The sequence below is a fragment of the Pseudomonas sp. CH61 genome (assembly GCF_059429415.1).
In genome coordinates, this window is sequence record NZ_CM182098.1 from 3,248,742 (window position 1) to 3,273,491 (window position 24,750).

The 24,750-nt window shown below is 59.3% G+C and carries 26 protein-coding genes; 13 read left to right on the forward strand and 13 right to left on the reverse strand.

Annotated elements, in window-relative coordinates; all coding sequences use genetic code 11:
• The first annotated feature begins 132 nt into the window (after window positions 1-132).
• On the forward strand, window positions 133-777 hold the full coding sequence (locus tag AC5SEM_RS14495) for a TetR/AcrR family transcriptional regulator (RefSeq protein ID WP_495473410.1): 645 nt from the start codon (window positions 133-135) through the stop codon (window positions 775-777).
• Window positions 778-825: 48 nt separating this feature from the next.
• Here the strand turns inward: AC5SEM_RS14495 and AC5SEM_RS14500 are convergent, their stop codons facing one another.
• The 3 genes from AC5SEM_RS14500 to ggt form a co-directional block, all read right to left on the reverse strand.
• Complete coding sequence (locus AC5SEM_RS14500) at window positions 826-1,845, reverse strand: lysozyme inhibitor LprI family protein (RefSeq protein WP_495473411.1); 1,020 nt, start codon at window positions 1,843-1,845, stop codon at window positions 826-828.
• A 163-nt stretch (window positions 1,846-2,008) separates the two neighbouring features.
• Window positions 2,009-2,545 carry a cysteine hydrolase family protein gene (locus AC5SEM_RS14505; RefSeq protein WP_495473412.1) on the reverse strand — a complete coding sequence of 179 codons (537 nt, stop codon included), beginning with the start codon at window positions 2,543-2,545 and terminating at the stop codon, window positions 2,009-2,011.
• Between the two features lie 66 nt (window positions 2,546-2,611).
• Window positions 2,612-4,339: a gamma-glutamyltransferase gene (gene ggt, locus AC5SEM_RS14510; RefSeq protein ID WP_077573577.1), complete on the reverse strand. Its 1,728-nt coding sequence runs from the start codon at window positions 4,337-4,339 to the stop codon at window positions 2,612-2,614.
• 153 nt (window positions 4,340-4,492) lie between these two features.
• On the opposite strand from ggt, the gene AC5SEM_RS14515 reads away from it, so the two are divergent.
• The gene (locus AC5SEM_RS14515) at window positions 4,493-5,008 is read left to right on the forward strand and encodes a methylated-DNA--[protein]-cysteine S-methyltransferase (protein WP_495473413.1); all 516 of its coding nucleotides are present in this window, start codon (window positions 4,493-4,495) and stop codon (window positions 5,006-5,008) included.
• 95 nt (window positions 5,009-5,103) lie between these two features.
• Here AC5SEM_RS14515 and AC5SEM_RS14520 read toward each other — a convergent pair whose 3' ends face one another.
• On the reverse strand, window positions 5,104-5,694 hold the full coding sequence (locus AC5SEM_RS14520; RefSeq protein WP_077573579.1) for an NUDIX domain-containing protein: 591 nt from the start codon (window positions 5,692-5,694) through the stop codon (window positions 5,104-5,106).
• Window positions 5,695-5,889: 195 nt separating this feature from the next.
• On the opposite strand from AC5SEM_RS14520, the gene AC5SEM_RS14525 reads away from it, so the two are divergent.
• A complete protein-coding gene (locus tag AC5SEM_RS14525; protein ID WP_495473414.1) occupies window positions 5,890-10,668 on the forward strand; it encodes an RHS repeat-associated core domain-containing protein in 4,779 nt (1,592 codons plus the stop codon).
• Window positions 10,665-11,084: a DUF6896 domain-containing protein gene (locus AC5SEM_RS14530; protein WP_495473415.1), complete on the forward strand. Its 420-nt coding sequence runs from the start codon at window positions 10,665-10,667 to the stop codon at window positions 11,082-11,084. Before AC5SEM_RS14525 ends, AC5SEM_RS14530 begins: the two co-directional genes overlap by 4 nt.
• A 69-nt stretch (window positions 11,085-11,153) precedes the next feature.
• On the opposite strand, the gene AC5SEM_RS14535 is transcribed toward AC5SEM_RS14530, so the two are convergent.
• From AC5SEM_RS14535 to AC5SEM_RS14545, 3 genes are all read right to left on the reverse strand, one after another.
• A complete protein-coding gene (locus tag AC5SEM_RS14535; RefSeq protein ID WP_495473416.1) occupies window positions 11,154-12,212 on the reverse strand; it encodes a chitinase in 1,059 nt (352 codons plus the stop codon).
• A 43-nt stretch (window positions 12,213-12,255) separates the two neighbouring features.
• Window positions 12,256-12,891 (reverse strand): lytic polysaccharide monooxygenase auxiliary activity family 9 protein, encoded by a 636-nt coding sequence (locus AC5SEM_RS14540; protein WP_495473417.1) that lies wholly within the window; start codon window positions 12,889-12,891, stop codon window positions 12,256-12,258.
• A gap of 221 nt (window positions 12,892-13,112) precedes the next feature.
• Window positions 13,113-13,550 (reverse strand): hemerythrin domain-containing protein, encoded by a 438-nt coding sequence (locus AC5SEM_RS14545; protein ID WP_137219239.1) that lies wholly within the window; start codon window positions 13,548-13,550, stop codon window positions 13,113-13,115.
• Between the two features lie 148 nt (window positions 13,551-13,698).
• On the opposite strand from AC5SEM_RS14545, the gene AC5SEM_RS14550 reads away from it, so the two are divergent.
• Window positions 13,699-14,124 carry a GNAT family N-acetyltransferase gene (locus AC5SEM_RS14550; protein WP_150775035.1) on the forward strand — a complete coding sequence of 142 codons (426 nt, stop codon included), beginning with the start codon at window positions 13,699-13,701 and terminating at the stop codon, window positions 14,122-14,124.
• A 119-nt stretch (window positions 14,125-14,243) separates the two neighbouring features.
• On the opposite strand, the gene AC5SEM_RS14555 is transcribed toward AC5SEM_RS14550, so the two are convergent.
• Complete coding sequence (locus tag AC5SEM_RS14555) at window positions 14,244-14,594, reverse strand: hypothetical protein (RefSeq protein ID WP_495473418.1); 351 nt, start codon at window positions 14,592-14,594, stop codon at window positions 14,244-14,246.
• Between the two features lie 134 nt (window positions 14,595-14,728).
• Between AC5SEM_RS14555 and AC5SEM_RS14560 the strand changes: the two genes are divergently transcribed.
• The 8 genes from AC5SEM_RS14560 to AC5SEM_RS14595 all read left to right on the forward strand — a co-directional run bounded on the left by AC5SEM_RS14560 (window position 14,729) and on the right by AC5SEM_RS14595 (window position 19,441).
• The gene (locus AC5SEM_RS14560) at window positions 14,729-15,058 is read left to right on the forward strand and encodes a DUF6388 family protein (protein WP_495473419.1); all 330 of its coding nucleotides are present in this window, start codon (window positions 14,729-14,731) and stop codon (window positions 15,056-15,058) included.
• 25 nt (window positions 15,059-15,083) lie between these two features.
• Window positions 15,084-15,788: a YoaK family protein gene (locus AC5SEM_RS14565; RefSeq protein ID WP_116030129.1), complete on the forward strand. Its 705-nt coding sequence runs from the start codon at window positions 15,084-15,086 to the stop codon at window positions 15,786-15,788.
• A 186-nt stretch (window positions 15,789-15,974) separates the two neighbouring features.
• Complete coding sequence (gene tusD, locus AC5SEM_RS14570; RefSeq protein ID WP_077573604.1) at window positions 15,975-16,367, forward strand: sulfurtransferase complex subunit TusD; 393 nt, start codon at window positions 15,975-15,977, stop codon at window positions 16,365-16,367.
• 1 nt (window position 16,368) lies between these two features.
• On the forward strand, window positions 16,369-16,725 hold the full coding sequence (gene tusC / locus AC5SEM_RS14575; protein WP_495473420.1) for a sulfurtransferase complex subunit TusC: 357 nt from the start codon (window positions 16,369-16,371) through the stop codon (window positions 16,723-16,725).
• The gene (gene tusB, locus AC5SEM_RS14580; protein ID WP_495473421.1) at window positions 16,725-17,018 is read left to right on the forward strand and encodes a sulfurtransferase complex subunit TusB; all 294 of its coding nucleotides are present in this window, start codon (window positions 16,725-16,727) and stop codon (window positions 17,016-17,018) included. Before tusC ends, tusB begins: the two co-directional genes overlap by 1 nt.
• Window positions 17,015-17,350, forward strand: coding sequence for a TusE/DsrC/DsvC family sulfur relay protein (locus AC5SEM_RS14585; RefSeq protein ID WP_116030131.1), 336 nt, complete (start codon window positions 17,015-17,017; stop codon window positions 17,348-17,350). Before tusB ends, AC5SEM_RS14585 begins: the two co-directional genes overlap by 4 nt.
• A complete protein-coding gene (locus AC5SEM_RS14590; RefSeq protein ID WP_495473422.1) occupies window positions 17,347-18,348 on the forward strand; it encodes a glycosyl transferase family protein in 1,002 nt (333 codons plus the stop codon). Before AC5SEM_RS14585 ends, AC5SEM_RS14590 begins: the two co-directional genes overlap by 4 nt.
• 91 nt (window positions 18,349-18,439) lie before the next feature.
• Complete coding sequence (locus AC5SEM_RS14595; RefSeq protein ID WP_495473423.1) at window positions 18,440-19,441, forward strand: glutathione S-transferase family protein; 1,002 nt, start codon at window positions 18,440-18,442, stop codon at window positions 19,439-19,441.
• Between the two features lie 122 nt (window positions 19,442-19,563).
• Here the strand turns inward: AC5SEM_RS14595 and cysG are convergent, their stop codons facing one another.
• From cysG to lolA, 5 genes are all read right to left on the reverse strand, one after another.
• Window positions 19,564-20,958, reverse strand: a complete 1,395-nt coding sequence (gene cysG, locus AC5SEM_RS14600; RefSeq protein WP_495473424.1) for a siroheme synthase CysG — start codon at window positions 20,956-20,958, stop codon at window positions 19,564-19,566.
• Window positions 20,959-22,239 (reverse strand): serine--tRNA ligase, encoded by a 1,281-nt coding sequence (serS, locus tag AC5SEM_RS14605; protein WP_007908080.1) that lies wholly within the window; start codon window positions 22,237-22,239, stop codon window positions 20,959-20,961.
• 15 nt (window positions 22,240-22,254) lie between these two features.
• Window positions 22,255-22,629 carry a fluoride efflux transporter CrcB gene (gene crcB / locus AC5SEM_RS14610; RefSeq protein WP_053121588.1) on the reverse strand — a complete coding sequence of 125 codons (375 nt, stop codon included), beginning with the start codon at window positions 22,627-22,629 and terminating at the stop codon, window positions 22,255-22,257.
• Window positions 22,629-23,951, reverse strand: coding sequence for a replication-associated recombination protein A (locus AC5SEM_RS14615; protein ID WP_212621553.1), 1,323 nt, complete (start codon window positions 23,949-23,951; stop codon window positions 22,629-22,631). The genes crcB and AC5SEM_RS14615 overlap by 1 nt, the downstream gene beginning before the upstream one ends.
• A gap of 137 nt (window positions 23,952-24,088) precedes the next feature.
• A complete protein-coding gene (gene lolA, locus AC5SEM_RS14620) occupies window positions 24,089-24,709 on the reverse strand; it encodes an outer membrane lipoprotein periplasmic chaperone LolA (RefSeq protein ID WP_077573591.1) in 621 nt (206 codons plus the stop codon).
• Window positions 24,710-24,750: the final 41 nt, after the last annotated feature.

Here is a 24,750-nt window from a genome sequence, read left to right on the forward strand (position 1 = left end):
GTTTCCAATCAATGATCGAAACAGCATAGCGCTGCCCTTCGAGTATGCTGGCCTCATCGCTATATAGTTTTGTATATTACGAAACCAAAATCGCCAGAATCTTTCCATGCCGTCCAGCCAGCCTGTGTGTCCATGAGTGCCATCCGCGTACGCAACGAGCAATTGATCCTCGCCGCCGCCAGCAAAGAATTCGCCGCCAAAGGCTTCGACGCCACCCAGACCCGCGACATCGCCGCACGTGCCGGGGTGCCCAAGGCCAATCTGTACTACTACTTCCAGACCAAGGAAAACCTCTACAGCAAAGTGCTGCTGGGGTTTGTCGAGCCGTTACTGGAAGCCTCGGCGGTGCTGCGTGAAAGCGATGATCCGCTGACGGGGCTGCGCGCTTACGTGGCCGCGCGAATTCGTATTGCCCGCGAGCATCCGGCGATTGCCAAGGTGTTCAGTGGCGAGTTGCTGCTCGGCGGTCGCCAGTTGCCGGATGAGTGCCGCGATCTGTTGCATGCCGAAGCACGGCGCAATGTTGAATGCCTGCGCAGCTGGATCGAGCGCGGTTTGCTGGCGCCGGTGGATCCTGAACATTTGATGCTGTTCATCTGGTCGGCGACGCGCACGTACACCAACATCGGCTGGCAGATGGGCCAGATCATGGGGCGCGAAGTGCCGCAGGATGAAGACTATCAAACGGCGGCGCAGACGATCACGCGGATGGTGCTGGAGGGCGTGGTCGTAGCGCCGCGGGTGGGGGAGATTCGTGGGGTTTTGTTTGCGACTTGAGGGGCTGTGGTTTCACAGCCCCTCGGACGCCAGCAGGATTGATGAGGGTCAGGGCACGAAATCCAGCGGCATATAGCCTTCCCCGCCTTTACTTGCATACCAGGCTTGCAGGACGTCCGGCATGCGCCCTTTCCATTGCGCAACATTGGTGTAGTAACGCGCGAGGGTTTTACCCCCAGCCTGGGGCACCAGGACTATGATCCAGAACTGCTCATTCGGTGCACGCATGACAATCGCCGCGTTGCTCGACGGCAATCCCCGGACCCAATAGTTGCTGACCTCACTGTTCGGTACGTCTTCAGAGGACTCACCGTCCATCTTCAAGCCGCAGTTTTGCAGGAGCGTCTGATAGTCGCCCTTAAGCAGCGTGTGCAACATTGCGTTTTCCCGCTGGGTTTGTGCCACACCCAGCGTGAGCAAATCATAGTCGACCAGGACTGTTTGCTTCGATGCCACATACCGTCCACCGTAGTAAACGCCCATTCCGGCGCCGCAATCGGAATCCGCGCCATCCTGTGTCACATCCATCACTCCGTTTAGGGCCTTGAAGGTTAAGACACACTCTCCCTGCTCGTAACGGGCCTGCGTTCCCTCTATCGTTGCGACGCCTTCCAGTTCACCCGAGTGGGAACCGTTCGCCGCTGAAATGTCGAAGGCAATGTGAGAAGCATCCTGGCGCCTGATGGTGATTTCTGCCCCTTCCGAAACGCCCCAGGGAATGAGCTGCCAAGTGGCGTCCCAGGAAAACGGTTTGACCATGTATTCAAGAGCGGTGAGACGCATCAGGTACTGCCGGTGTAAACAGGGCGCCAGATCGTCACATTGATTACGTTGCTTAAGCCACCCTCGCTGATCCGCTTTAAGCGCTTTCGGATCGTCAACCTTGGCCAGGGTCGACCGCCAGCGCGCCGCGAGTTGCTCGTCGAGGCGCGAGAGATCCGGATCACCACAAATGGCTTTTTCAGTTTTACTGACAGCGCTGGCGCAATCGAAACTGCTGGCGTGGGTAACAGCGGCAAACGCAAGGGACGTCAGCAGCAAGGCGCGACGCAGGGAGAGAGCGAACATCGAGAGATTCCATTCTTCGGACGGCGCGCATTATGCCAGTGCAGCCAGCGGAAATCCCTACTGTAGGAGTGAGCCTGCTCGCGATAGCGTCCAGTCAGACGATGCTGCGCCAACTGACACACTGCTATCGCGAGCAGGCTCACTCCTACAGGTTTTGTGTGGGTTATAAGAACGCGATGTCGGCTGCGGGTTTGACATCGATACGCGCCACGGAGCCAGTCAGGTGCGCCAGATCCTTGTTGTGCTCGGCGATGATGTCTTCGGCACTCATGTTGCCGTTGTCGACCGTGGAATGCGCGTCGGCCACAAGCACTACGTCATAACCCAGTTGGTGAGCCTGACGCACGGTGGCGTTGACGCAGTAATCGGTTTGCAGACCGCAGATGACCAGTTTTTCGAAATCTTCGCTCGGCAGCAGTTTGCGCAAGTCAGTCTGGTAGAACGAGTCCGGGGTGGTCTTGCGCACACGCAGATCTTTAAGCGAAGTCTCAAGTCCTTCGGCCAATTGCCAGCCTTCGGCACCCTGGGCCAACGGGCTGTCCTTCTCTTCGTGCTGAATCAGCACCACCGGCACGCCAGCCTTGCGCGCACGGCTGCTGAGACCGTTGATGGTGTCGATCACCCGGTGAATATCATGGCACTGATATTCGCCCGAGCAGAGGGCGCGCTGGACGTCGATGATCAGTAATGCGGTGGTCATGATGAGCCTTCCTTGATCAGTCCTTGAGACAGGGGCGGACCTGAGCCCGCCCCCTTTTTACGCCCCTCAGTAACCCAGTGACAAGCCGGTGTTGCGGCGTGGATCGTTGGCGCCGTAGAAACGGTTTTTCCCTACCGGTTTACCCCCCAGCGACGGTGCGCCGACCAGAATCGCAGCGATGTGGTTAGCGTCCTGCGGCCCGGCAAACTTGTGGCCCCAGCTCTCGAGAATCTTGCGCGTATCCGGGCTGGCGGCGAAGTCTTCGAGGTTGGTTTCCTCCGGCATCCACTGCTGGTGGAAGCGCGGTGCATCGACCGCTTCCTGCAAGCCCATGCCGTAGTCGATGACGTTAAGCATGGTCAGCAAAGTCGCCGTGATGATGCGGCTGCCGCCCGGTGTGCCGACCACCATCACCACTTTGCCGTCCTTGGTGACAATGGTCGGGCTCATCGACGACAACGGTGCCTTGCCCGGCGCAATCGCATTGGCTTCGCCCTGCACCAGACCGTACATGTTCGGCACGCCGACCTTGGAGGTGAAGTCGTCCATTTCGTCGTTAAGGATCACCCCGGTCTTGCTCGCCATCACGCCCGCGCCGAACCAGTCGTTGAGGGTGTAGGTGACCGACACCGCATTGCCCCACTTGTCGACGATCGAATAGTGGGTGGTGTTGCTGCCTTCATGGGGCGCTACGCCGGGTTTCAGCTCAGCCGACACGCCGGCCTTTTGCGGCTGGATGGCATCGCGCAGTTTGGTTGCGTAGTTCTTGTCCAGCAGGTGCTCGATCGGGTTTTTGACGAAATCCGGATCGCCGAGGTAGCTGTTGCGATCAACATACGCGTGGCGCATCGCTTCAATCTGATAGTGCATGCCCTGAGCCGAATGGAAGCCCAGATCCTTCATCGGATAGCCTTCGAGGATGTTCATGATCTGGCAGATCACTACCCCGCCGGAGCTTGGCGGTGGCGCCGAGACCACATGATAACCACGGTAGTCACACTCCACCGGCGCCAGTTCGCGGGTCTTGTATTTGTCGAGGTCGGCTTGGGTGATGATGCCTTTGTTAGCCTGACTCGACGTCACGATGGCATCCGCGACCCAACCTTTATAGAAGCCGTCGGCGCCTTTTTCGGAAATCGTCCGCAGGGTCTTGCCGAGGTCTTTCTGCACCAGTTTCTGCCCGACCTGCATCGGCTCGCCGTTGTGCAGGAAGATCGAGCCGGAGTCGCGCATGTCCTTCTTGAACACGTCGGTAGCGTACTCCAGCAACTCGACGTCACCCTGCTCCAGCGCAAAACCGTCTTCCGCCAGTTTGATCGCCGGGGCAATCATCTCCTTGCGCGGTTTGGTCCCGTATTTGCTCAGCGCCAGTTCCATGCCAGAGACAGTGCCCGGCACGCCCACCGCCAAATGCCCACGGGTGCTGAGATCGGGAATGACGTTGCCTTCCTTGTCGAGGTACATGTTGGCGGTGGCCGCCAGCGGCGCTTTTTCGCGGAAGTCGAGGAAGGTCTTGCGCCCGTCCGCCAGTTGAATGGTCATGAAGCCGCCACCACCGAGGTTACCGGCTGCGGGATAAACCACCGCCAGCGCGTAACCCACGGCGACCGCCGCATCGACGGCATTGCCGCCACTTTTCAGAACGTCGACGCCCACGTGGGTCGCCAGGTGTTGCGCGGTGACCACCATGCCGTTTTCGGCGGCAACCGGTGCGACTGACGCCGCGTGAGCCATGAGACAGCTGAGTGCCAGTGAGGTCGCTATCAGCGATTTGGCCAAAGGTTCGTACTTCATGAGTCGATCTCTTTTTTTGTTTTCAGGGTCTGTGCAAAACAGAGGGGGAACGCTGCAAGAGCACCAAGCAGTATGGTCGGCTTTGCGTATTGCGCCTCCCCGATCAGGCAGTATGCTGGGCGCTGTTGCCGCCCTGATCCGGAGTCTGCCGTCATGCCTTACACGTTCATCACCCTGCCCTCGCCCGTCGGCGAGCTGAAGCTGGTCGCGAACGGCTCACGACTCGCGGCCATCCTCTGGGAAAACGACAAACCGAACCGCGTGCGCCTCGGGCCGATGAGTGAGGTTCCCGACAATCCGATCCTGATTCGAACGGCTCGACAACTTGAAGAATATTTTTCCGGGACGCGTGACTGTTTTGATCTGGAACTGGATTTCGCCGGCACGGATTTTCAGAAAAAGGTTTGGGCAGCGCTGCTGACCATTCCATTTGGCGAGACGCGGACCTACAGCCAGATTGCCGAACAGATCGGCAATCCCAGCGCCGTGCGGGCAGTAGGCGCCGCCAACGGACGCAACCCGATTTCCATCGTCGCGCCGTGTCATCGGGTGATTGGCGCGTCGGGAAAGCTGACCGGATTTGCCGGTGGGCTCGAGGCGAAAGAGCGCTTGCTGACCCTGGAGGGTGGCAACTGGTCGACGGTTGACAAAACCGGGGATCTATTTTAGCCAGTTAATACAGATCAAGAGATCGCAGCCTTCGGCAGCTCCTACCCTGGAATGCGTTTTCCTGCAGGAGCTGCCGATGGCTGCGATCTTTGGATTTATCCGTTAAACAAGTTATTCATCGCCGCATACTGCAACAGCATGATGGTCTTGGCGTCGCAGATCTCACCGCGCTGAAACGCTGCCAGCGCGTCATCGAATCGCCACTCCAGCACTTCCAGCTCTTCGGTCTCCTCTTCAAGACCACCACCGTCGCTGACCTTCGATGCGGCGTCGTATTCGGCAATGAAAAAGTGCAGCTTCTCGGTCACCGAACCGGGACTCATGTAAGCCTCGAACACCTTCTTCACATCGTGCACGCGATAACCGGTTTCCTCTTCGGCTTCATCGCGAATCCGCTGTTCCGGCGCAGCACCTTCGAGCAAGCCGGCAGCCACTTCGATCAACAACCCATCATGCCCATTGACGAACACCGGCAAACGAAACTGCCGGGTCAGCACCACCGTGCGCTGCTCGCGGTTGAACAGCAAAATCGCTGCACCGTTGCCGCGGTCATAAACCTCACGGGTCTGACGCTGCCACTCGCCATTATTGCGGTGATAGTCGAAGGTGATTTTCTTCAGCAGATACCAGTCATGGGACAACACCTGAGTGTCGACGATGTTGACCCGCTCGGCTGTGTTGGACATGACGCTTGATCCTTTTGTCATTGAAGGCACCTGGGTAGGTAAAAGCCCTTTTTTGTGAACGAGAAAACGAAACCCTATACCGCCCTACAAACTATGTCGAAACATCCTACAGATATCGCCTACTCGCCCGACTTCTTTCCTGTTTGATCCCCCGCAAAGTCCCCGCACCTTTTTGATGTGCGCGAGAGACTGCGAATGCTTCCAACCGATCGGCTGCTGGCCCTGAACAACAGCATCGGCCTGCTCGTTGTTGCTGCTTTGAACCCGGACGAGCCGGACTTCGAACACCTGATCCGCGAATTCCGCCTGTGTCTGAACAACTACGACGCCTGGGCCGAGCAGTTCTGGACAGGCACCGCGCTGGATGTCGAGCAGGTCTTCACCGTCGGTAACGACGTGCGCCTCAGCGCGCCGATCAAGTCGCGTCAACCGCTCAGTTCATCGGTGGTCATGTGCTCGGCCAGTGGGTCGCTGACGCTGGTGCACATGTTCGAGGCCGCGCGGTTTGTGCCGATTGGCGACACGCCGGTGACGCTCGAACCGGTGCTTGCCGATGTCGGCGGCGTGCTGACTTTCGGCGAACCGCTGCACCACACCATCGGCCCCAGCGGCATTCTGCAGGTGACCGATTGCGATCGGGGCCAGCGTTATCGCATCACCTTCTTTCCCGATGTGTCCACCGACCATGTGCGTGCCCTGTATGCCTCTTATGAAGGCGTCATTGCAGGCCTGGAAGGCTGGCTGCGCGCGGAGTGGGCAGGGTTTCAACCCCAGTGGACGGAGTTTTCCAGCGCCGGGTTTCTTCAGCGTTACGGTCAGTTGCAACAGGCCGACTGGCGCGGGTTCGAGAAAGCCCTGAATGGCGTTTGGGATGACATCAAACAGGTATTCGCACTCCTCGCCGACCTGCAGGCCAACAGCGAAAAACTGCTGGAATACCTCAGCGAGGCTGAACTTGAAGCGCTTCTGCAAGCGTCCAGCGACGCCATCGCCAACGGCTTGCTGATCCTCAGTGACGAACCGTTGCTGTTCATTCATATGGCCGCGTTTACCAGTTGGCTGAAGATGCTGCCGCCGCAGCACCTGGCCGAAGTGGTGGCCGAGGTGCGGGTCGAACTGCTGATCAGTTTTCTGCTGATGGGGTTGTCGGGTGGCGTCGGCGTGCCGGTGCGCTTGAGCAGCAAGGTGCTGGCGAAGATCAAATCACCCCGGGCGCGGGAATGGCTGGCGGCGTCGGCTTTGCGCTTGGCCGAACTGACGTCCTCGGCGGATTTGACGCGGCATGCCAGCGTTTTGAAGCCGCTGATGCTCAATGTGCGTGACGTTGAGTTGAAACCGACACCGGCGATACCGCTGAACATTCGTCAGGCCGATTCGCTGGTGTTGACGGTGCCGAATCCGGCGCCTGTTGTGCGGGACAAGTCTGGCGGTTCGAGCCGGATCGAACGGCATGAACCGCATGACGATTCGCCGGATCAGGCGAAAAACCCCAACGGCGACAGCGCCGATTGCGTGCCGCGCACCTGTACCAACGGTTGTCCGGTGTCGATGGTCACCGGTGAAGAACTGCTGACCCTGACTGATGCGCTGCTCGATGGTGTGCTGCCGTTTGAGTTCACGCGGTTGTATCGCTCCAGCGCCGTCGAGATTGATGTCGGGCTGGGGTTTGGCTGGAGTCATTCGCTGGCGCATCGGCTGGAGTTTTTCGCCGATGAGGTTGTTTGGGTCGATCACGAGAACCGCCGTACCCGTTTTCCGCTGCCGAGTGTTGAGCGACCGGCGATTCACAACAGCCTGTCGCGGGCGGCGATCTTTCTGGGGGATGAACCGGAAGAGCTGATACTCGCGCTGGCCGGGGAAACGGCGCGGTTTTATCACTTTCGCGCAGGACGACTGACAGCGATCAGCGATGCCTATGGCAATCGTCTGACGGTGCAGAGCGATCGCTCTGACCGGGTGCAGCGACTGGATAACGGGGCCGGGCGTTCGCTGCTGTTGCGCTATGACCGCGCGCAGTTGCTCGGTGTCGATTATCAGGTGTTTCGCGACGGAGCCTGGAGTACCGAACAGGCGCTGGTCAGTTACCGCTACGACGCCTACCAGCATCTGGTCGAAGCGACCAACGCCGTCGGTGACAGCGAGCGTTACGACTACGACGACGCTCACGTGATTCTGCAGCGGCAACTGGCCGGCGGCGCGAGTTTTTTCTGGGAGTGGGAGCGCTCGGGGAAATCGGCACGGTGCGTGCGCCACTGGGCATCGTTCTCGCAGATGGACACACGTTACGTCTGGAATGACGACGGCAGTGTCGCGGTGCATTACGTCGATGGCACCGAAGAGACCTACGTCCACGATGATCGTGCGCGGCTGGTGCGCAAGGTCGAGGCTGACGGTGGCGAGCAGCTCAAGGCCTATGATTCTTCGGGGCGCTTGATCGCCGAGCAGGACGCTTTGGGCGCGGTCACCGAATACCGCTACGACGAGGTCGGACGGCTGATCGCGCTGATTCCACCGGATGAGGCGCCCACGTCCTACGAGTATCGCAACGGTTTCCTGCACAAACGCTCTCGCGGTGACGCGGTGTGGATCTACCGGCGCAATGCCGAGGGCGATGTCACCGAAGCGGTCGACCCCGATGGCCAGGTCACCCATTACTACTACGACACCCGGGGTCAGTTGCTGTCGATCCGCTACCCGGACAGCAGCCGGCATCGGCTGGTCTGGAATGCCCTTGGCCAGTTGACCGAAGAAACGCTGCCCGACGGTGGCGTGCGGCGTTTTTCCTACGACGCACTGGGGCGGCGGACCACCACCGCCGACGAACACGGTGCGGTCACCCGTCAGCATTGGGACGCCGTTGGCCGACTGATTCAGACGACTTTTCCTACTGGTAGCACCCGCGCCTACAGCTACGGCGCCTACGGCCAGGTCACTGCCGAACGGGATGAACTCGGGCGCATCACCCGTTATGAATATGACGACGATCTGCACCTTGTCTCGCGGCGGATCAACCCCGACGGCACGCGGGTGCAGTACCGCTACGACCATGCGCAGTTATTGCTCACCGAGATCGAAAACGAGTCCGGGGAAAAGTACCGGCTCGATTACACGCCGACCGGGCTGATTCGTCAGGAAAGCGGTTTTGATGGCCGGCGCACGGCGTACGCCTATGACCTCAACGGCCATCTGCTGGAAAAGACCGAGTTCGGTGATGACGGCTCGACGCTGATTACCGGATATGCACGCGATGCTGCTGGCCGGCTGCTGGTCAAAACTCTGCCGGACGGGATCAAGGTCACTTATCAATACGACCGCCTCGGCCGCTTGGTCGGTGTCGACGACGGCCAGCAACACCCGCTGGCCTTCGAGTACGACCGCCAGGACCGCTTGATCACCGAGCATCAGGGCTGGGGCACCCTGCGTTACCGCTACGACGCCTGTGGTCAGCTCAAACGCATGCGCCTGCCGGACAACAGCGTGCTCGACTACCGCCACGCCAAGGGCGGCGCGCTGACCGACATCGACCTCAACGGCACGCCGCTGACACGCCACGTCTACCAGTCTGGGCGCGAACGGCAACGCCAACAGGGCCTGCTGCTCAGCGAATACTCCTACGACGATCAGGGACGATTACTCGCCCACGCCGTAGGCCATCAGCGCGATTCGCTGTACCGCCGCGATTATGCCTACAGCGCCAACGGCAATCTCGCGCACATTGCCGACACTCGCCACGGTCAGCGCACCTACGGCTACGACGCCCTCAATCGCCTGATCCGCGTACGCCACTCGCGCGACGAACTGCCGGAATCCTTCGCCCACGACCCGGCCGGCAACCTGCTGATGCAGGACCGCCCCGGCCCGAGCCAGATCAAGGGCAATCGCCTGCTGATGCAGGGCGACCGTCATTACGACTACGACGCCTTCGGCAACCTGATCCGCGAACGGCGAGGCCGCGCGCAGACACTCGTCACCGAATACCGCTACGACAGCCAACACCGCCTGATCGGCCTGACCCGCCCCGACGGCCAGACCGCGTCCTACCAATACGACGCCTTTGGCCGGCGCATCCGCAAAACCGTCGGCGACGCCACCACCGAATTCTTCTGGCAGGGCGACCACCTCGTCGCCGAAAGCAGCGAAAGCGAATACCGCAGCTACGTCTACGAACCCGGCACCTTCCGCCCCCTCGCGCTACTCGACGGCAAAGGCCCGAAAAAAGCCTGCCCCTTCTACTACCAACTCGACCACCTCGGCACCCCCCAGGAACTCACCGACTACAGCGGCGACATCGTCTGGTCCGCGCAATACGACGCCTACGGCAAAGTCGCCGCACTGACCCTGGCCGGCGAGGACTACCTGAACCAGCCGCTGCGTTTTCAAGGGCAGTACTTCGATGCGGAAAGCGGCCTGCATTACAACCGGCATCGGTATTACGACCCGCGGTTGGGCCGGTATCTGACGCCGGATCCGATCAAGTTGGCCGGTGGGTTGAATCAGTACCAGTACGTGCCGAATCCGACGGGGTGGGTGGATCCGTTGGGGTTGAGTTCCAACTGCCCGCCGCCGAATAAGCCTGGGTGTGAGGTGCCGGGTGGGATTGATGGGGCTAAGGTTGATGAGGGTGAGCCACAGGTACCAAATCTGACTCATGGCGTAGACCCAAAAACATTGAAGCGAACACATGCGCTCATGGGAAAAACCTCAACTAAACTAGTCGAGGCAATGAGGATAGAAATGCGAAACATTGGGTTCAATCGCGAGTATCCAATAGATGTCGCTGAGCACCACGGCAGCCTCTATATTCTAGATGGCCATCATAGAGCTTCGGCTGCACGACAAACCTCTACAGAAGTAACGATCCAGCTAATAACGAACATCAAAGATCACCACGGCACCCTAAACACTATTCAAGAAGTACTAGAGTCAGCGGCTAACGTCGGCAATGACAGATTGGAGCATCACAGAAGAAGATGAACAAAAAAGACAAAAGCCTTGAAGACCTCATTAACGACTTTCTTTCTAAGGTCGATAGTGCGACGTTGCTGCTAGAGAAAAGGTTTGGTACCAGAAATATCCTGAGGCTTTGGCGCAGCAATCAAATACAACGTTGCGGAGACATAACTGACAACACCCAGTACGAGCTTCATGGAGTTGGCTGCATCGTTCACTTCACTACCGAATCAGTGAATTTTGACTACGGTTCAAATAGTAGAATCGACGGCTTTGACGTATGGCGCCTCTACATTTACGCTTTGGACAGACCGCTTATATATGAAAAATACTGCGACAAGAAAACACTCGAAAAAGAATTCAAAGAGTTTATCTCGTTAAATAGAATCGAAAAAATGTCGATCAATGACAATCTCTACGTCCTGGTTAAAACCGAATAAAAACATACCCGCACGCATTCCAAACCAATAAAAAAGCCCGGCAGCGCTACCGGGCTTCTTTATTTGCAACTACCGAGCGATGAGCGAACGCATGTCACCAACAGCCTGCTCGGCAGCAGGAACCCCGTGAATCAACGGCCCATAACGCCGGCTGAATTCCCAGTTGTACGGCAAGCCATCCTTGCTGGTGCCGTTGTCCCAATTCACCGACCAGGTCATCAAACCCTTGATCGGCAGCCCCTTGATCGCCAGACGCTTAAGGACATTCCCGACCACGGTTTTGTCGATCACATAACCGGTGGCTGCCGCATCTTTGTTGGCCGGTAGGCCGATGACGAACTTGTCCGCCGGGATCCGCGTGAAGCCGCGAGTGCCGGTTACCAGACTTTCGGTCAGGTAGTAGAGGAAATCCTCCTTCAGCGCATCGTTGTTCTGCGCAATCCACGCACCCGCGCCGTTGTTGGCTTCCGGCACCCAGACCCCGTCACCGCCCTGGTTGTAGAACTGTGGGGCGACAAAGTCGTAGTAGCCGTCCAGTGCCTGCAGGTAGCTCACGTATTTACCGGTGCTGGTCAGGTACGGAAACTCCGGGGCCATGCTGATGATGAAGTGCTTGCCCTGGCCTGCGTAGTGATCCTTGACCAGTTTCAGCGCTGCCGGGAGGACCGTCTTGTTGGCAGCGAAGTCAATCGCGCTCTGTTCAAGATCGATGTCCAGTCCGTCGAAGCCGTAGATTTCCACCAGACGGATGATTTCATTGGCCAGCGGTTGTTCCTGACCGCTGCGCAACTCGATATGCGCGTCGGCGCCACCGAGTGAAATCAGCACGGCCCGACCCTGGCTGTTGAGCACACCGACCTGGCGGCGGAACTCGGCATCGGAAACGTTGAACGGCTTGAAGGTCGGAATCCCGCTGCCCTTCATGAAAGCGACCGCGACGACGTTGTATTCCTTGGGCACCTCCTCCAGCGAGAGGCTGGCAAAGCGACCCTGGCGATAACCGTCGCTCGGGCCCGCCGGCCAGTTGTGCCAGAAGCCCATGAGGATCTTTTTACCGGCAATGCTCGGCATCAGCGAGGCGGCATCGCTCGCCGCGTTTTGCACTAAAGAGAAATCGATTTTTGACATGTTCTAATCCTTCAGAACGTGTGGGTTTGGCGACGCAGCGCCGTTATTTGAAGTCGACGTCGAAAGCCTGATAGAAGGCGTTGCCGGTATTGGCGACGATCCACATCAGCACGATCACGTGATGGCCCGTCTTGTTGGTCGGTAGTTTCACCGCGTGATTGACCTTGGCCTTCAACTCATTCGGGTAACTGTAATAAGGCACCTGAGTGTAGAAGTCCTCGAAGAACGGTTGGGCTTCCAGTTGCGCACGGGTAATACGCTGTTTCGGGTCCCAGCCATCCTTGGTGATCAGCCAGCGGTAACCACGCGTGGTGTGCGGCGCGGTGTATTCCCATTTGATTTCGAGGGTCTGCCCCGGGGTGACATTGAGCAGCGGCCAGGTGAACGGACGAGCGAGCTTTTTGCTCATTTCGTCATTGGTGAAGTTCACGCAATCGCGGGCATCGCTCTTGCCACCGCTAAGAATGTAGCCGTCGGCTGGTGGCGTGACACTGTCCGAGTCGCTCTGGTAAGGCGCCGGAAATGGCCCCGCCGCCAGCGCCGGGAAATTCTTCCCGCCTTCCATTTCGTTGACCTGCCAGGCGCCGAGCAATCCTTGCTCGATCGCTACCGCACCGCGGCTTGCAGGGGAAATCACACGACCGTGTCGCAGTAGGGTTTGTGCTTGTGGTTGATTCATGTTTTTCACTCCGTTGATTTAAGAACTCTCCTTTCCGAGGAGAGGCCTTCAAGCTAACGGAGACGGATTTTTTGTCCATCGGCGGTTTTGTCGCAGTCAGCAGCCTAGAACTGTAAAAACACCGCAAATACTGGATGGATATACAGTCTTTTACGACAACGCCCACCTGAGATGACGCCAAAAGATTACACGCCAATGCTGCAAAGACTGCCATTCAGTACTCACGGCAGCTGTGCGTTGAACTCCTTTTCGTACTGCCCGGCGAGTTGTTCTTTCTGTTTTTCGCTGAGCAATTTGCCAGCCATCTGGAAGAACTTCTGTTCTTCTTCCTTCAGGTGATGGTGAACTTTGTCAGAGAGCTTTTTGGCAGTGGCCAGCCAGGCCGGGCTGGACATCTCGGTCTCATCTAGCTCTTCCATCATCTCGTCCATTTCATGGTGTTCGGAAATGGCGTGGCGGCTGAGATCGACACCGTTGTCGTATTCCATCAACGGAATGTAGAAATGACGCTCTTCGGCCGTTTCGTGGGCCTGCAATTCGGCTTTCAACAACTTATAAGCCTCAACCCGCTCCGGGGTGTCACCGCTGGTTTCGATCAGGCTTTTGGCGTAAGTACGCTGGCGGTCATGGCTTTCGCGAAGGGCTTCGAAAATATTCATGGGGGATCCTCATCAACCGCGTGCTGGAGTGACGCTGTAAAGGCTAGACCCCGACGCGAGAGCGGCAGTTCCAACGGGTTGCGGCAGGGCTTGGAAGACAGGTGCCGGGCAGGATAGGCTGCGGGTTCAAACTACAAGGAAGTCACGCATGAATTTGCGCATCGAGCTGTCGCAACATTCCACAGAAGAAGAACGCCAGGCCATTTTGGCGCCCCTGCATGCCTATAACGTGGCCAAGGCCGGGATCGCGGTATCAGAGCCGCTCACCCTGCTGGTGCGCGATGATCACGACAAGATTCTGGGCGGACTTTATGGCCGACTGGTCTGTCAGTGGTTGTTCATCGATTTGCTGTCAGTGCCTGAAGCAGGCCGGGGCCAGGGAATTGGCTCGAAGCTGATGCACATGGCCGAGGAGCTCGCGCGGGAGAAAGGCTGCATCGGCGCATGGCTCGACACGTTCGACTTTCAGGCACCAGAGTTCTACAAGAAGCTGGGGTATAGCCAGTTTGGTGAGATCGTCGACTATCCGCCGGGGCACAAGCGGCATTTTTTCCAAAAGCGACTTGCAGGTTGAATGTACCGACCCCTTCGCGAGCAGGCTCGCTCCCACACTGGATTAATGACCGACAAAGAATCGATGTGGGAGCGAGCTTGCTCGCGAAGGCGGCTTGAACCTCACCGCGACCATTGGCCCTACAGGCAGGTCGCCAACGCCGCCAACCGGCGCTTGGCGACAAAGTCATCCTTCTGCGCGTAGTAATTCAGCGTCGTCCCCGAAGCTTCGGTAATCACGTCGACAAACGACTCCGCCGACCGGGTATACACCGTCGTCCCGCCCGATTTGCGCGGTTCCAGATACGCCGCCGCGTCCACGCCGAACACCGCCTCGTCCTGCCAGCCGAACTGCACACATTGCGCCACGACTTTCTCGGCTTTGTCCGAAGTCAGTACTTTATAGGGGGCTTTGGTACGAGCATCGTCCATCACCGAGCCTGCGCAACCGGCCAGCAGCGTCACCGCCAGCGCTACCATCAGAGTTCGCATTGCATTCGCTCATTCAGAAAAAAGCGGACTGTATCACCGCAGCAGCAGAAATCGTTCTGCTTTACTGCATTTATAGCGCGACACGCGCAGGCCGCTGCGGCAACCTAAGCTCATCAGCCTCACAAGGAAACCCCATGGCGCCTAACGACCAGCGACATGAACATGCCCTGAAAATATTTCTCGACGCGCGCCCCGAACTGCGCGAGACCCTCGACCACCTCAACCCGTTACTGGCCCAGGCCAAAGGCGAAAGTCAAGCGCAGTATCGCGAAGAGCGCCTGCATGAAGCGTTTGAGGCCGAAGCGGAAAGTCGCGGACTGTTCGCCTGGGAGCTGACCTTGCAACTGACCGCTGACTCGCCTGAGGAATACCAGGCGCAGCGCCTGGAAGTACATCGTGAAGTCGCGGAAATGGCCGGGATGGATTGGCTGGAGTATTGCGATCTGTATGGCATAGAACCGTAACCGCCGCGAAAGGACACCGCCACTCATGCTGCCATCCGCCTCGACTCACCGCGCCAGCCCCGGCCACCTGCACACACAAAAGTGGCGCGGGCGGATTGGTCTGGCGCTGGTGGCCAGCCTCTCGGTGCTGGCCGGAATGACCGACGCCATTGGCTTTATGGCCAGCGGCGATTTCGTCTCGTTCATGAGCGGCAACACCACCCGACTCGCCGTGGCGATCAGCGATGGCGACGTCGGATTGACTGTGCGCCTGTTGATCCTCGTCGCAACATTTATTGTCGGCAATGCCTTGGGGGTCGTCGTCGCACGTTTCGGCGGACGCCGGGCGCTGCCGCTGCTGCTGTGTATCGCCACCCTGCTGTGCGCGGCGGCGGTCTGGCCATTCGACACCCAACTGCCGGCGCTGATGGCGGCGATCATTGCGATGGGCATGCTCAACGCGGCGGTCGAAGAAGTGAATGGCTTACCGGTCGGGCTGACTTACGTGACTGGCGCGTTGTCGCGGTTCGGCCGTGGATTGGGCCGCTGGATGCTTGGCGAACGGCGCAGTGGCTGGCGAGTGCAACTGGTGCCTTGGAGCGGAATGTTTATCGGCGCGATTCTGGGGGCGGTGCTGGAACATCATTTGGGACTGAAGGCGATGTTTGTCAGCGGGTTTCTGGCGGCGATGATCGGGCTGCTCTCGCTGAAAATCCCGCGGCGCTGGCAACTGGGCTATATGCCGCGCTAACCGACGACAACAAAAATCTCTGTAGGAGCGAGCCGGCTCCGGGCGGCGTTCCGACGAAGGCGCCGACACATTCTTCATCTTCACCAACTGACAGACCGCTATCGCGAGCAGGCGAAGGCCTACAAGGTTTCGCGGCGGCTTCGATAAAGCTTTATCATGGCCGCAGTTTTGCTGATCGAGTCCGTCATGAAGTTCGCCATCGCGCTGTTTTCCGCCGCCCATGCGCCCTCCTCGCGCCGCGCCCTGCTGTTTGCGCAGGCCGCGCTGGCCGGCGGGCATGAGATTGTCCGGCTGTTTTTCTATCAGGACGGCGTTTATAACGCTTCGGATGCGGTAGTCACCCCGCAGGACGAACTGGACCTGCCCAAACAATGGCGCGCCTTCATTACCGAGCAAAAGCTGGACGGCGTGGTGTGCATCGCCGCCGCCCTGCGCCGTGGTGCGCTAAATGCTGAAGAAGCCAAGCGCTACCAGCGTGAAGCGATTTCGGTCAGCGCGCCGTGGGAATTGTCCGGCCTCGGTCAGTTGCATGACGCCGTGCAAGACGCTGACCGCTTGATCTGCTTCGGAGGTGCGTGAGATGGCCAAATCCCTGTTGATCATCAGCCGTCAATCGCCGTGGTCCGGCCCGGCGGCTCGCGAAGCGCTGGACATTGTGCTGGCCGGCGGCGCGTTCGATCTGCCGATCGGTTTGCTGTTTCTCGATGACGGCGTGTTGCAACTGGCCGCTGGGCAGAACGCCAAGGCGCTGCAACAGAAAGACCTCAGCGCCAACCTGCAGGCGCTGCCAATGTTTGGTATCGAAGAGTTGTTCTACTGCGCAGAGAGTGCCAGTACTCGCGGTCTCGGCAATCTGTCGCTAGACGAAGCGCAGCCGCTCGCTACCGAGCAAATCACCGCCCTTATTGACCGTTACGACCAGGTGATCACCCTCTGATGTCGACTTTGCATGTGTTGTCTCATTCCCCGTTTGGCGACGATCGCCTGACCAGTTGCCTGCGCCTGATCGGCAGCGCTGATGCATTGCTGCTCTCCGGCGATGCGGTGTATGCGTTGCAACCAGGCACCGCGCCGTTCAGTGCACTGGAACAACGCCAAATCAAATTATTCGTCCTTGCCGAAGATGCACAGGCTCGCGCCATTGATGTCCCGGCGTGGGCTGAGGCCATTGATTACCCGGCCTTCGTCGAACTGTCGATCCATCACGACAAGGTCAACAGCTGGCTATGAATTCCATGACCGTCGGCGCCCGCGCCATCGAACTGGACAAGGACGGTTTTCTTGTCGACCTCAGCGACTGGTCCGCCGACGTTGCCAGCGCCCTCGCTGCCGCCGAAGAGATCGAGTTGACCGCCGAACACTGGGAAGTCCTCGAACTGTTGCGCAGCTTCTACGCCGAATTCCAGCTGTCCCCGGCCACACGGCCGCTGATCAAATACACCGCGTTAAAACTCGGCCCGGACAAGGGCAACAGCCTGCACCTGAACCGACTGTTCAAAGGCACCCCCGCCAAACTCGCCGCGAAACTGGCGGGCCTGCCCAAACCGACGAATTGCTTATGACCGACTTTCCAGCGCTGACCCTCGAAACGCCTGCCGAACATCCGTTCGCCCAATTCGTGCGCATCCTCGGCAAGGGTAAACGCGGTGCGCGCGACCTGACTCGCGAAGAAGCCCGGGAAGCCATGGGCCTGGTGCTCGACGACAAGGTTGAAGACACCCAGCTCGGTGCATTCCTGATGTTGCTGCGGCACAAGGAAGAAAGCGCCGAGGAAATGGCTGGCTTCACCGAAGCCCTGCGCGAGCGTTTACAGGCACCGAAGCTGAACGTCGATCTGGACTGGCCGACCTATGCCGGCAAAAAGCGTCATCTGCCGTGGTATCTGCTGGCGGCCAAATGCCTGGCGCAAAACGGCGTGCGCATTTTCATGCACGGCGGCGGCGCACACACGGCCGGGCGGATGTACAGCGAGCAACTGCTCGGCGAGTTGAACATTCCGTTGTGCCGCACCTGGCAACAGGTCGGCACAGCACTGGACAACGGCGGCTTGGCGTTCATGCCGCTGGTGGACTGGGCGCCGCAGTTGCAGAACATGATCGACCTGCGCAACACCTTGGGCCTGCGTTCGCCGATCCATTCCCTGGCGCGGATTCTCAATCCGCTGGGCGCACGCTGCGGCCTGCAAAGCATCTTCCATCCTGGCTATCAGGCAGTTCACCGCGATGCCAGCGGTTTGCTCGGCGACACGGCGATTGTGGTCAAGGGTGATGGCGGCGAAATCGAGATCAACCCGGATGCCGACAGCCACCTCTACGGCACCACCGGCGGCGAAAGCTGGGACGAGGAATGGCCGCAATTGTCGGCGCAGCGCCACGTCAAACCGGCGACCCTGGACGTTGAACATCTGAAAGCCGTCTGGCGCGGCGATGTCGTCGACAGTTACCCGCAAATGGCCCTGATTGCGACCATGGCCCTGGCCTTGCGCGGCCTCGGTCAAAACCGTGAGCAAGCCTTCGCAACCGCCGAGCACTACTGGGCCGCGCGGGACAAATCGATTTAACCGATCATTCGCGCCCGATCTTTGCGCTTTTTGTTCGAACTCATCGGAATAGACTCGACTCCAACGATTATTGGTTTACGGAGTCTTGATCATGGGTTTACTCGTCGATGGCCACTGGCAGGACAAGTGGTACGAAAGCAGCAAGGACGGCGCGTTTCAGCGCGAACAGGCCAAGCGCCGCAACTGGGTGACCGCTAACGGCGAACCCGGTCCCAGCGGTGAAGGCGGTTTTGCCGCTGAAGCCGGGCGCTATCACCTCTACGTTTCCCTCGCCTGTCCATGGGCGCATCGCACGCTGATCCTGCGCAAGCTCAAAGGCCTGGAAAATCTGATCGACGTTTCGGTGGTCAGTTGGCTGATGCTGGAGAACGGCTGGACCTTCGACAAAGCACTCGGTTCGACGGGCGATAAGCTCGATGGTTTTGAATTCATGCACCAGCGCTATACCGCCGACACCGCCGATTACACCGGCCGCGTCACCGTACCAGTGCTGTGGGACAAAAAGCTCAAACGCATCGTCAGCAATGAATCAGCGGAAATCATCCGCATGTTCAACAGCGCCTTTGATGATCTGACTGGCAACGATCTGGACTTCTACCCGGCGCCATTACGCGGCGAAATTGATGCGCTGAACGAGCGGATCTATCCGGCGGTAAACAACGGCGTGTATCGCGCAGGCTTCGCGACTTCGCAACAGGCTTATGAAGAAGCGTTCGATGAGGTGTTTGCCGAACTGGATCATCTGGAGCGAGTGTTGGGTGCCAATCGCTACTTGTCGGGTGAGTACCTGACGGAAGCGGACATCCGTTTGTTCACCACGATGATCCGTTTTGACGCGGTGTACCACGGGCACTTCAAGTGCAACCTGCGGCGGATTGCCGATTACCCGAATCTGTCGAACTGGCTGCGTGAGCTGTATCAGCTGCCGGGGATTGCCGAGACGGTGGATTTCCAGCACATCAAGAATCACTACTACGGCAGTCACAAGACCATTAACCCGACTGGGGTTGTGCCGAAGGGGCCGGAGCAGGATTTCACCGTGGCCCATGATCGGGCGCGGTTGAGCGGCAAAGGGGTTTGGCGCCGGGGCTGATCCAGAGTTTTTGTGATTTTTTAGAGCCTCATCGCGAGCAGGCTCACTCCTACAGGGGATTTTGTGTACGACACAGATCCAATGTGGGAGCGAGCCTGCTCGCGAATGAGGCGACTCGGTTTTCAGACCTGCGCCTGAGCCCCTTCGAACCACGCCAGTTTCTCGCGCAGTTGCACCACTTCACCAACGATCACCAACGTCGGCGCATGCACTTCATGCTCCGCCACCAATCGCGGCAGATCCGCCAGCGTGCCGGTAAAGACTCGCTGATTGACCGTGGTGCCCTGTTGAATCAACGCCGCCGGGGTATCCGCTGAACGACCGTGCTTGATCAGTTGTTCGCAGATCACCGGCAACCCCACCAGGCCCATGTAGAACACCAGCGTCTGCGCCGGGGCGACAAGGTCTACCCATGGCAAATCGGTGGAACCGTCCTTCAAATGCCCGGTGACAAAGCGCACCGACTGCGCGTAATCACGATGGGTCAACGGAATCCCGGCATACGCCGCGCAACCGCTGGCCGCTGTAATGCCCGGCACCACCTGAAACGGAATGCCGTGGGCCGCCAGTTCTTCGATCTCTTCGCCACCCCGGCCGAAGATAAACGGATCACCGCCCTTCAAGCGCACTACGCGCTTGCCGGCCTTGGCCAGATCGACCAGTTGCTGGTTGATCTGATCCTGCGGCACGGCGTGATCAGCACGACGCTTGCCAACGTAGACCCGCTCGGCATCACGACGACACAGCTCAAGAATCGCTGGCGCCACCAAGCGGTCATACAGCACCACGTCGGCTTGCTGCATCAGACGCAGGGCCTTGAAGGTCAGCAGGTCAGGATCGCCCGGGCCCGCGCCAACCAGATACACCTCGCCGGTGGTGACCATGGCTTCGCCATCGATCTTGGCTTGCAGCAGACGCTCGGCTTCAGCGCCCTGCCCGGCCAGCTGGCGATCAGCAATCGGCCCCTGAAACACGTCTTCCCAGAAACCACGACGCTGCTGCACATCCGGAAACAGGCTTTTTACCTGATTGCGGAAACGCGCAGCCAGACCGGCCAACTGACCGTAAGTCGACGGAATCCAGGTTTCGATCTTGGCGCGGATCAGTCGCGCCAGCACCGGCGCATCGCCGCCGCTGGACACCGCGATGATCAGCGGCGAGCGATCGACGATCGCCGGGAAGATCACGCTGCACAAGGCCGGCGCGTCGACCACGTTGACCGGTACGCAGCGCTTGTGAGCATCGGTGGAAACTTGTGCGTTGAGCGTCTCATCGTCGGTGGCGGCGATGATCAGCCCGCAACCGTCCAGATCCGCCTCGACGTAACCGCGCAACACACATTCACCGCCAGAAGCGGCGACCAACTCACGCAGTTGCGTTTCGATTTCAGGTGCGACCACCCGCAGTAGCGCACCGGCATCGGCCAGCAGGCGGGATTTGCGCAAGGCAATTTCCCCCCCACCGACGACCAACACACGACTGCCGCGCAGGTTGTGAAACAGCGGCAGATATTTCATTTAGCCGATGACCTCAAGGCCACCCATATACGGCTTCAGCACGTCCGGCACACGGATCGAACCGTCGGCCTGCTGGTAGTTTTCCAGCACGGCCACCAGCGTACGGCCAACCGCCAGACCGGAACCGTTCAAGGTGTGCACCAGCTCAGGCTTGCCGGTTTCCGGGTTACGGAAACGCGCTTGCATACGACGGGCCTGGAAGTCGCCGCAGTTCGAGCACGAGGAGATTTCGCGGTACTTGTCCTGGCTCGGAATCCACACTTCCAGATCGTAAGTCTTGACCGCGCTGAAGCCCATGTCGCCGGTGCACAGCGCCAGGGTGCGATAAGGCAGACCGAGCAGTTGCAGGACCTTTTCGGCGTTGGCGGTCAGGCCTTCCAGTGCTTCCATCGAGGTCGACGGCTCAACGATCTGGACCATTTCAACCTTGTCGAACTGGTGCTGACGAATCATGCCGCGGGTGTCACGACCCGACGCGCCGGCTTCACTGCGGAAGCACGGAGTATGGGCAACGAACTTGATCGGCAGCAGTTTCGAATCGACGATTTCACCGGCAACGATGTTGGTCAGCGACACTTCGGCGGTCGGGATCAGGTACAGATCGGCTTCGCCTTCGCGAGCGATCTTGAACAGGTCTTCTTCGAACTTCGGCAGTTGACCGGTGCCTTGCAGCGCCGGGGCCTGAACCAGATAAGGCGTGTACGCCTCTTCGTAGCCGTGCTCGTTGACGTGCAGGTTGATCATGAACTGCGCCAGTGCGCGATGCAGACGGGCGATCGGGCCACGCAACAGGGCGAAACGCGCGCCGGACAGTTTGGCGGCGGTTTCAAAGTCCAGCCAGCCGAACTTCTCGCCCAGCGCCACGTGGTCTTTCACTTCGAAATCGAATGCAGTCGGCGTGCCCCAGCGGCGCACTTCGACGTTGTCGTCTTCGTCTTTGCCGACCGGCACGGATTCGTGTGGCAGGTTGGGGATACCGAGCAGGATCGAGTCCAGTTCGGTCTGGATCGCGTCCAGTTCGACTTTACCGGCGCTCAGTTCGCCCGCCATGCGCTCGACGTCCGCCATCAACGGCGCGATGTCTTCGCCGCGCTGCTTGGCCTGACCGATGGATTTGGAACGCGCGTTACGCTCAGCCTGCAGTGCTTCGGTGCGGGTCTGGACGGTCTTGCGCTGTTCTTCCAGCGCTTCGATGCGCGCGGTATCCAAGGCAAAGCCACGGGAAGCCAGGCGGTCCGCTACGTCCTGAAGGTTGCTACGTAACAGTTTGGAATCGAGCATGTCGGTTTCTCGTTATCAAAGTTTGGTCAAAGACAGGCCAGCCCACGTCGCGAGCAGCCCGCCGAATACGCTGAGTGCCGCATAGCCCAGGGCCAGCGGCACTTGCCCGCTTTCCAGCAGGCGCACCGTATCCAGTGAAAAGGATGAAAAAGTCGTCAGCCCCCCGAGGAAGCCAACCATCAACCCGGCGCGCACCTCGATCGGCACCTCCGGGCGTATCAAAAACAGGCCGTACAACACGCCAATCAACAGACAGCCCACGATATTAACGGCCAGCGTCGCGGTATAGAAGTGCCGCGGCCAATTGGCGTTGATCCAATTGCCCGTAGCAAAGCGCAACAAAGTGCCGGCAACCCCGCCGGCGGAGACCGCAATGATCAATGGAAGCACTATTTTCTCCGCTGCCGAGGGCTTAAACGGTCAAGTTGGGCGAGGTGGTTGAGTTTCTCGCCGATCTTCAACTCCAGGCCGCGCGGCACCGGTTGGTAGAACGGAATGGGATCGAGCTCTTCCGGGAAATAGTCTTCGCCAGCGGCATAAGCATCCGGCTCGTCGTGGGCGTAGCGGTATTCGTCACCGTAACCCAATTGTTTCATCAGTTTGGTCGGCGCGTTGCGCAGGTGCAGCGGTACTTCCAGCGAGCCGTTTTCGGCAGCGGCACGCAGGGCGGTTTTGAAGCCCATATAGACGGCGTTACTTTTCGGCGCGCAGGCCAGATAAGTAATGGCCTGGGCCACGGCCAACTCGCCTTCCGGGCTGCCGAGACGTTCTTGCACCTCCCACGCCGCCAAGCACAGGCTGAGGGCGCGCGGATCGGCGTTGCCGATGTCTTCGCTGGCCATGCGCACTACGCGTCGGGCCAGGTACAGCGGATCGCAACCGCCGTCGATCATCCGCGCAAACCAGTACAGCGCGCCGTCGGGGTTGGAGCCGCGCACCGATTTGTGCAGCGCCGAGATCTGGTCGTAGAACGCCTCGCCACCCTTGTCGAAACGCCGGCGCGTGTCACCGAGCAAACTCTGCAACAGATCGATGCCCATCTCGCTGTTGTCGTCGGCCAGATCGGAGGCGTTTTCCAACAGATTGAGTAAACGTCGGCCATCGCCATCGGCGGCGGACAGCAGCATTTGAAAGCCCTCATCGCTGAGGGTCAGGTTGCGCTTGCCCAGACCGCGCTCTTCGGTAAGTGCGCGGTGCACCAGTTTGCGCAGCGCCGCTTCGTCGAGGCTTTTCAGCACGTAGACGCGGGCACGCGACAACAGAGCGTTGTTGAGTTCGAACGAGGGGTTTTCGGTGGTGGCGCCGATGAAGATCAGCGTGCCGTCTTCAACGTAAGGCAGGAACGCGTCCTGCTGGGATTTGTTGAAGCGGTGCACTTCATCGACGAACAAAATCGTGCGCTTGCCGTACTGGCCGGCCTGCTGCTTGGCGATTTCAACGGCCTGCCGGATCTCCTTGACCCCGGCGAGCACCGCCGAGACCGTTTCGAAATGCGCATCGGAGACTTCGGCGAGCAACCGCGCCAGGGTGGTTTTGCCCACGCCCGGCGGGCCCCAGAAGATCATCGAATGCAGGGCACCCTGCTCCAGCGCCTCACGCAGAGGCTTGCCGCGAGCGAGCACGTGCTCCTGACCGACGTACTCATCCAGATTGGTCGCACGCAAACGCGCGGCCAGTGGCTGGGCAATCGGTGCACTGCGAAACAGATCCATCACTACCTATGAAACCTCACTGGGGACAACAATCCCTGTGGGAGCGAGCCTGCTCGCGAATGCAATGGTCCATTCAACATTAATGGTGACTGATACACCGCATTCGCGAGCAGGCTCGCTCCCACAGGTTATTGGGTTTATTCCTGGATCACGTCGGCACCCTTGGGGATGTCGAACTTGAACTTGGACGGCGACACCGGCTCGTTGGCCTTGACCCCGGTAAACAGGATGTTGGTGCGCTGGCCGACGCTGTCGATCAGTTGCATATCGTTAAGCAGACCGTTGCGGAACGACAGACGCAGGTTGTCGAACAGGGTGTCCTTGGTCTTCGGCTTGAGGGTGAAGTCGATCACACCGCCCGCCTCTTTCGCGCTGATATCAAAGCTCTGGCTGATCTTCGATACATCACCGGACAGCAGCAGCGCCGGGGTCTGGGTCAGACGCTCGTCGAGTTTCTTGATCGTGGCCTGTTCCAGGTCCGGGTCCCACAGGGTGACTTTCTTGCCATCGGAAACCATGGTCTGCTCGGCTGGCGCATTGGTGTGCCAGTAGAACAGGCCCGGACGCTGCAAGGTCATGTCGCCGGTGGTTTCCTGCAACTGCGTGCCGCCGCCGTCGAGGGTCAGCTGCGAGAAGTTCGCGCTCAGGGTCTTGGATGTTTCCAGCAATTGGGTCAGACGCGCCACGTCCTTGTCATCGGCGTGGGCCGTGAGAGTGGTCAGCGCCAGTACTGGCAGCAACATGCGGATAAGACGCATGGGAGTCCTCTTGAATACTCGTTGGGAGAGCGGCGGCACAT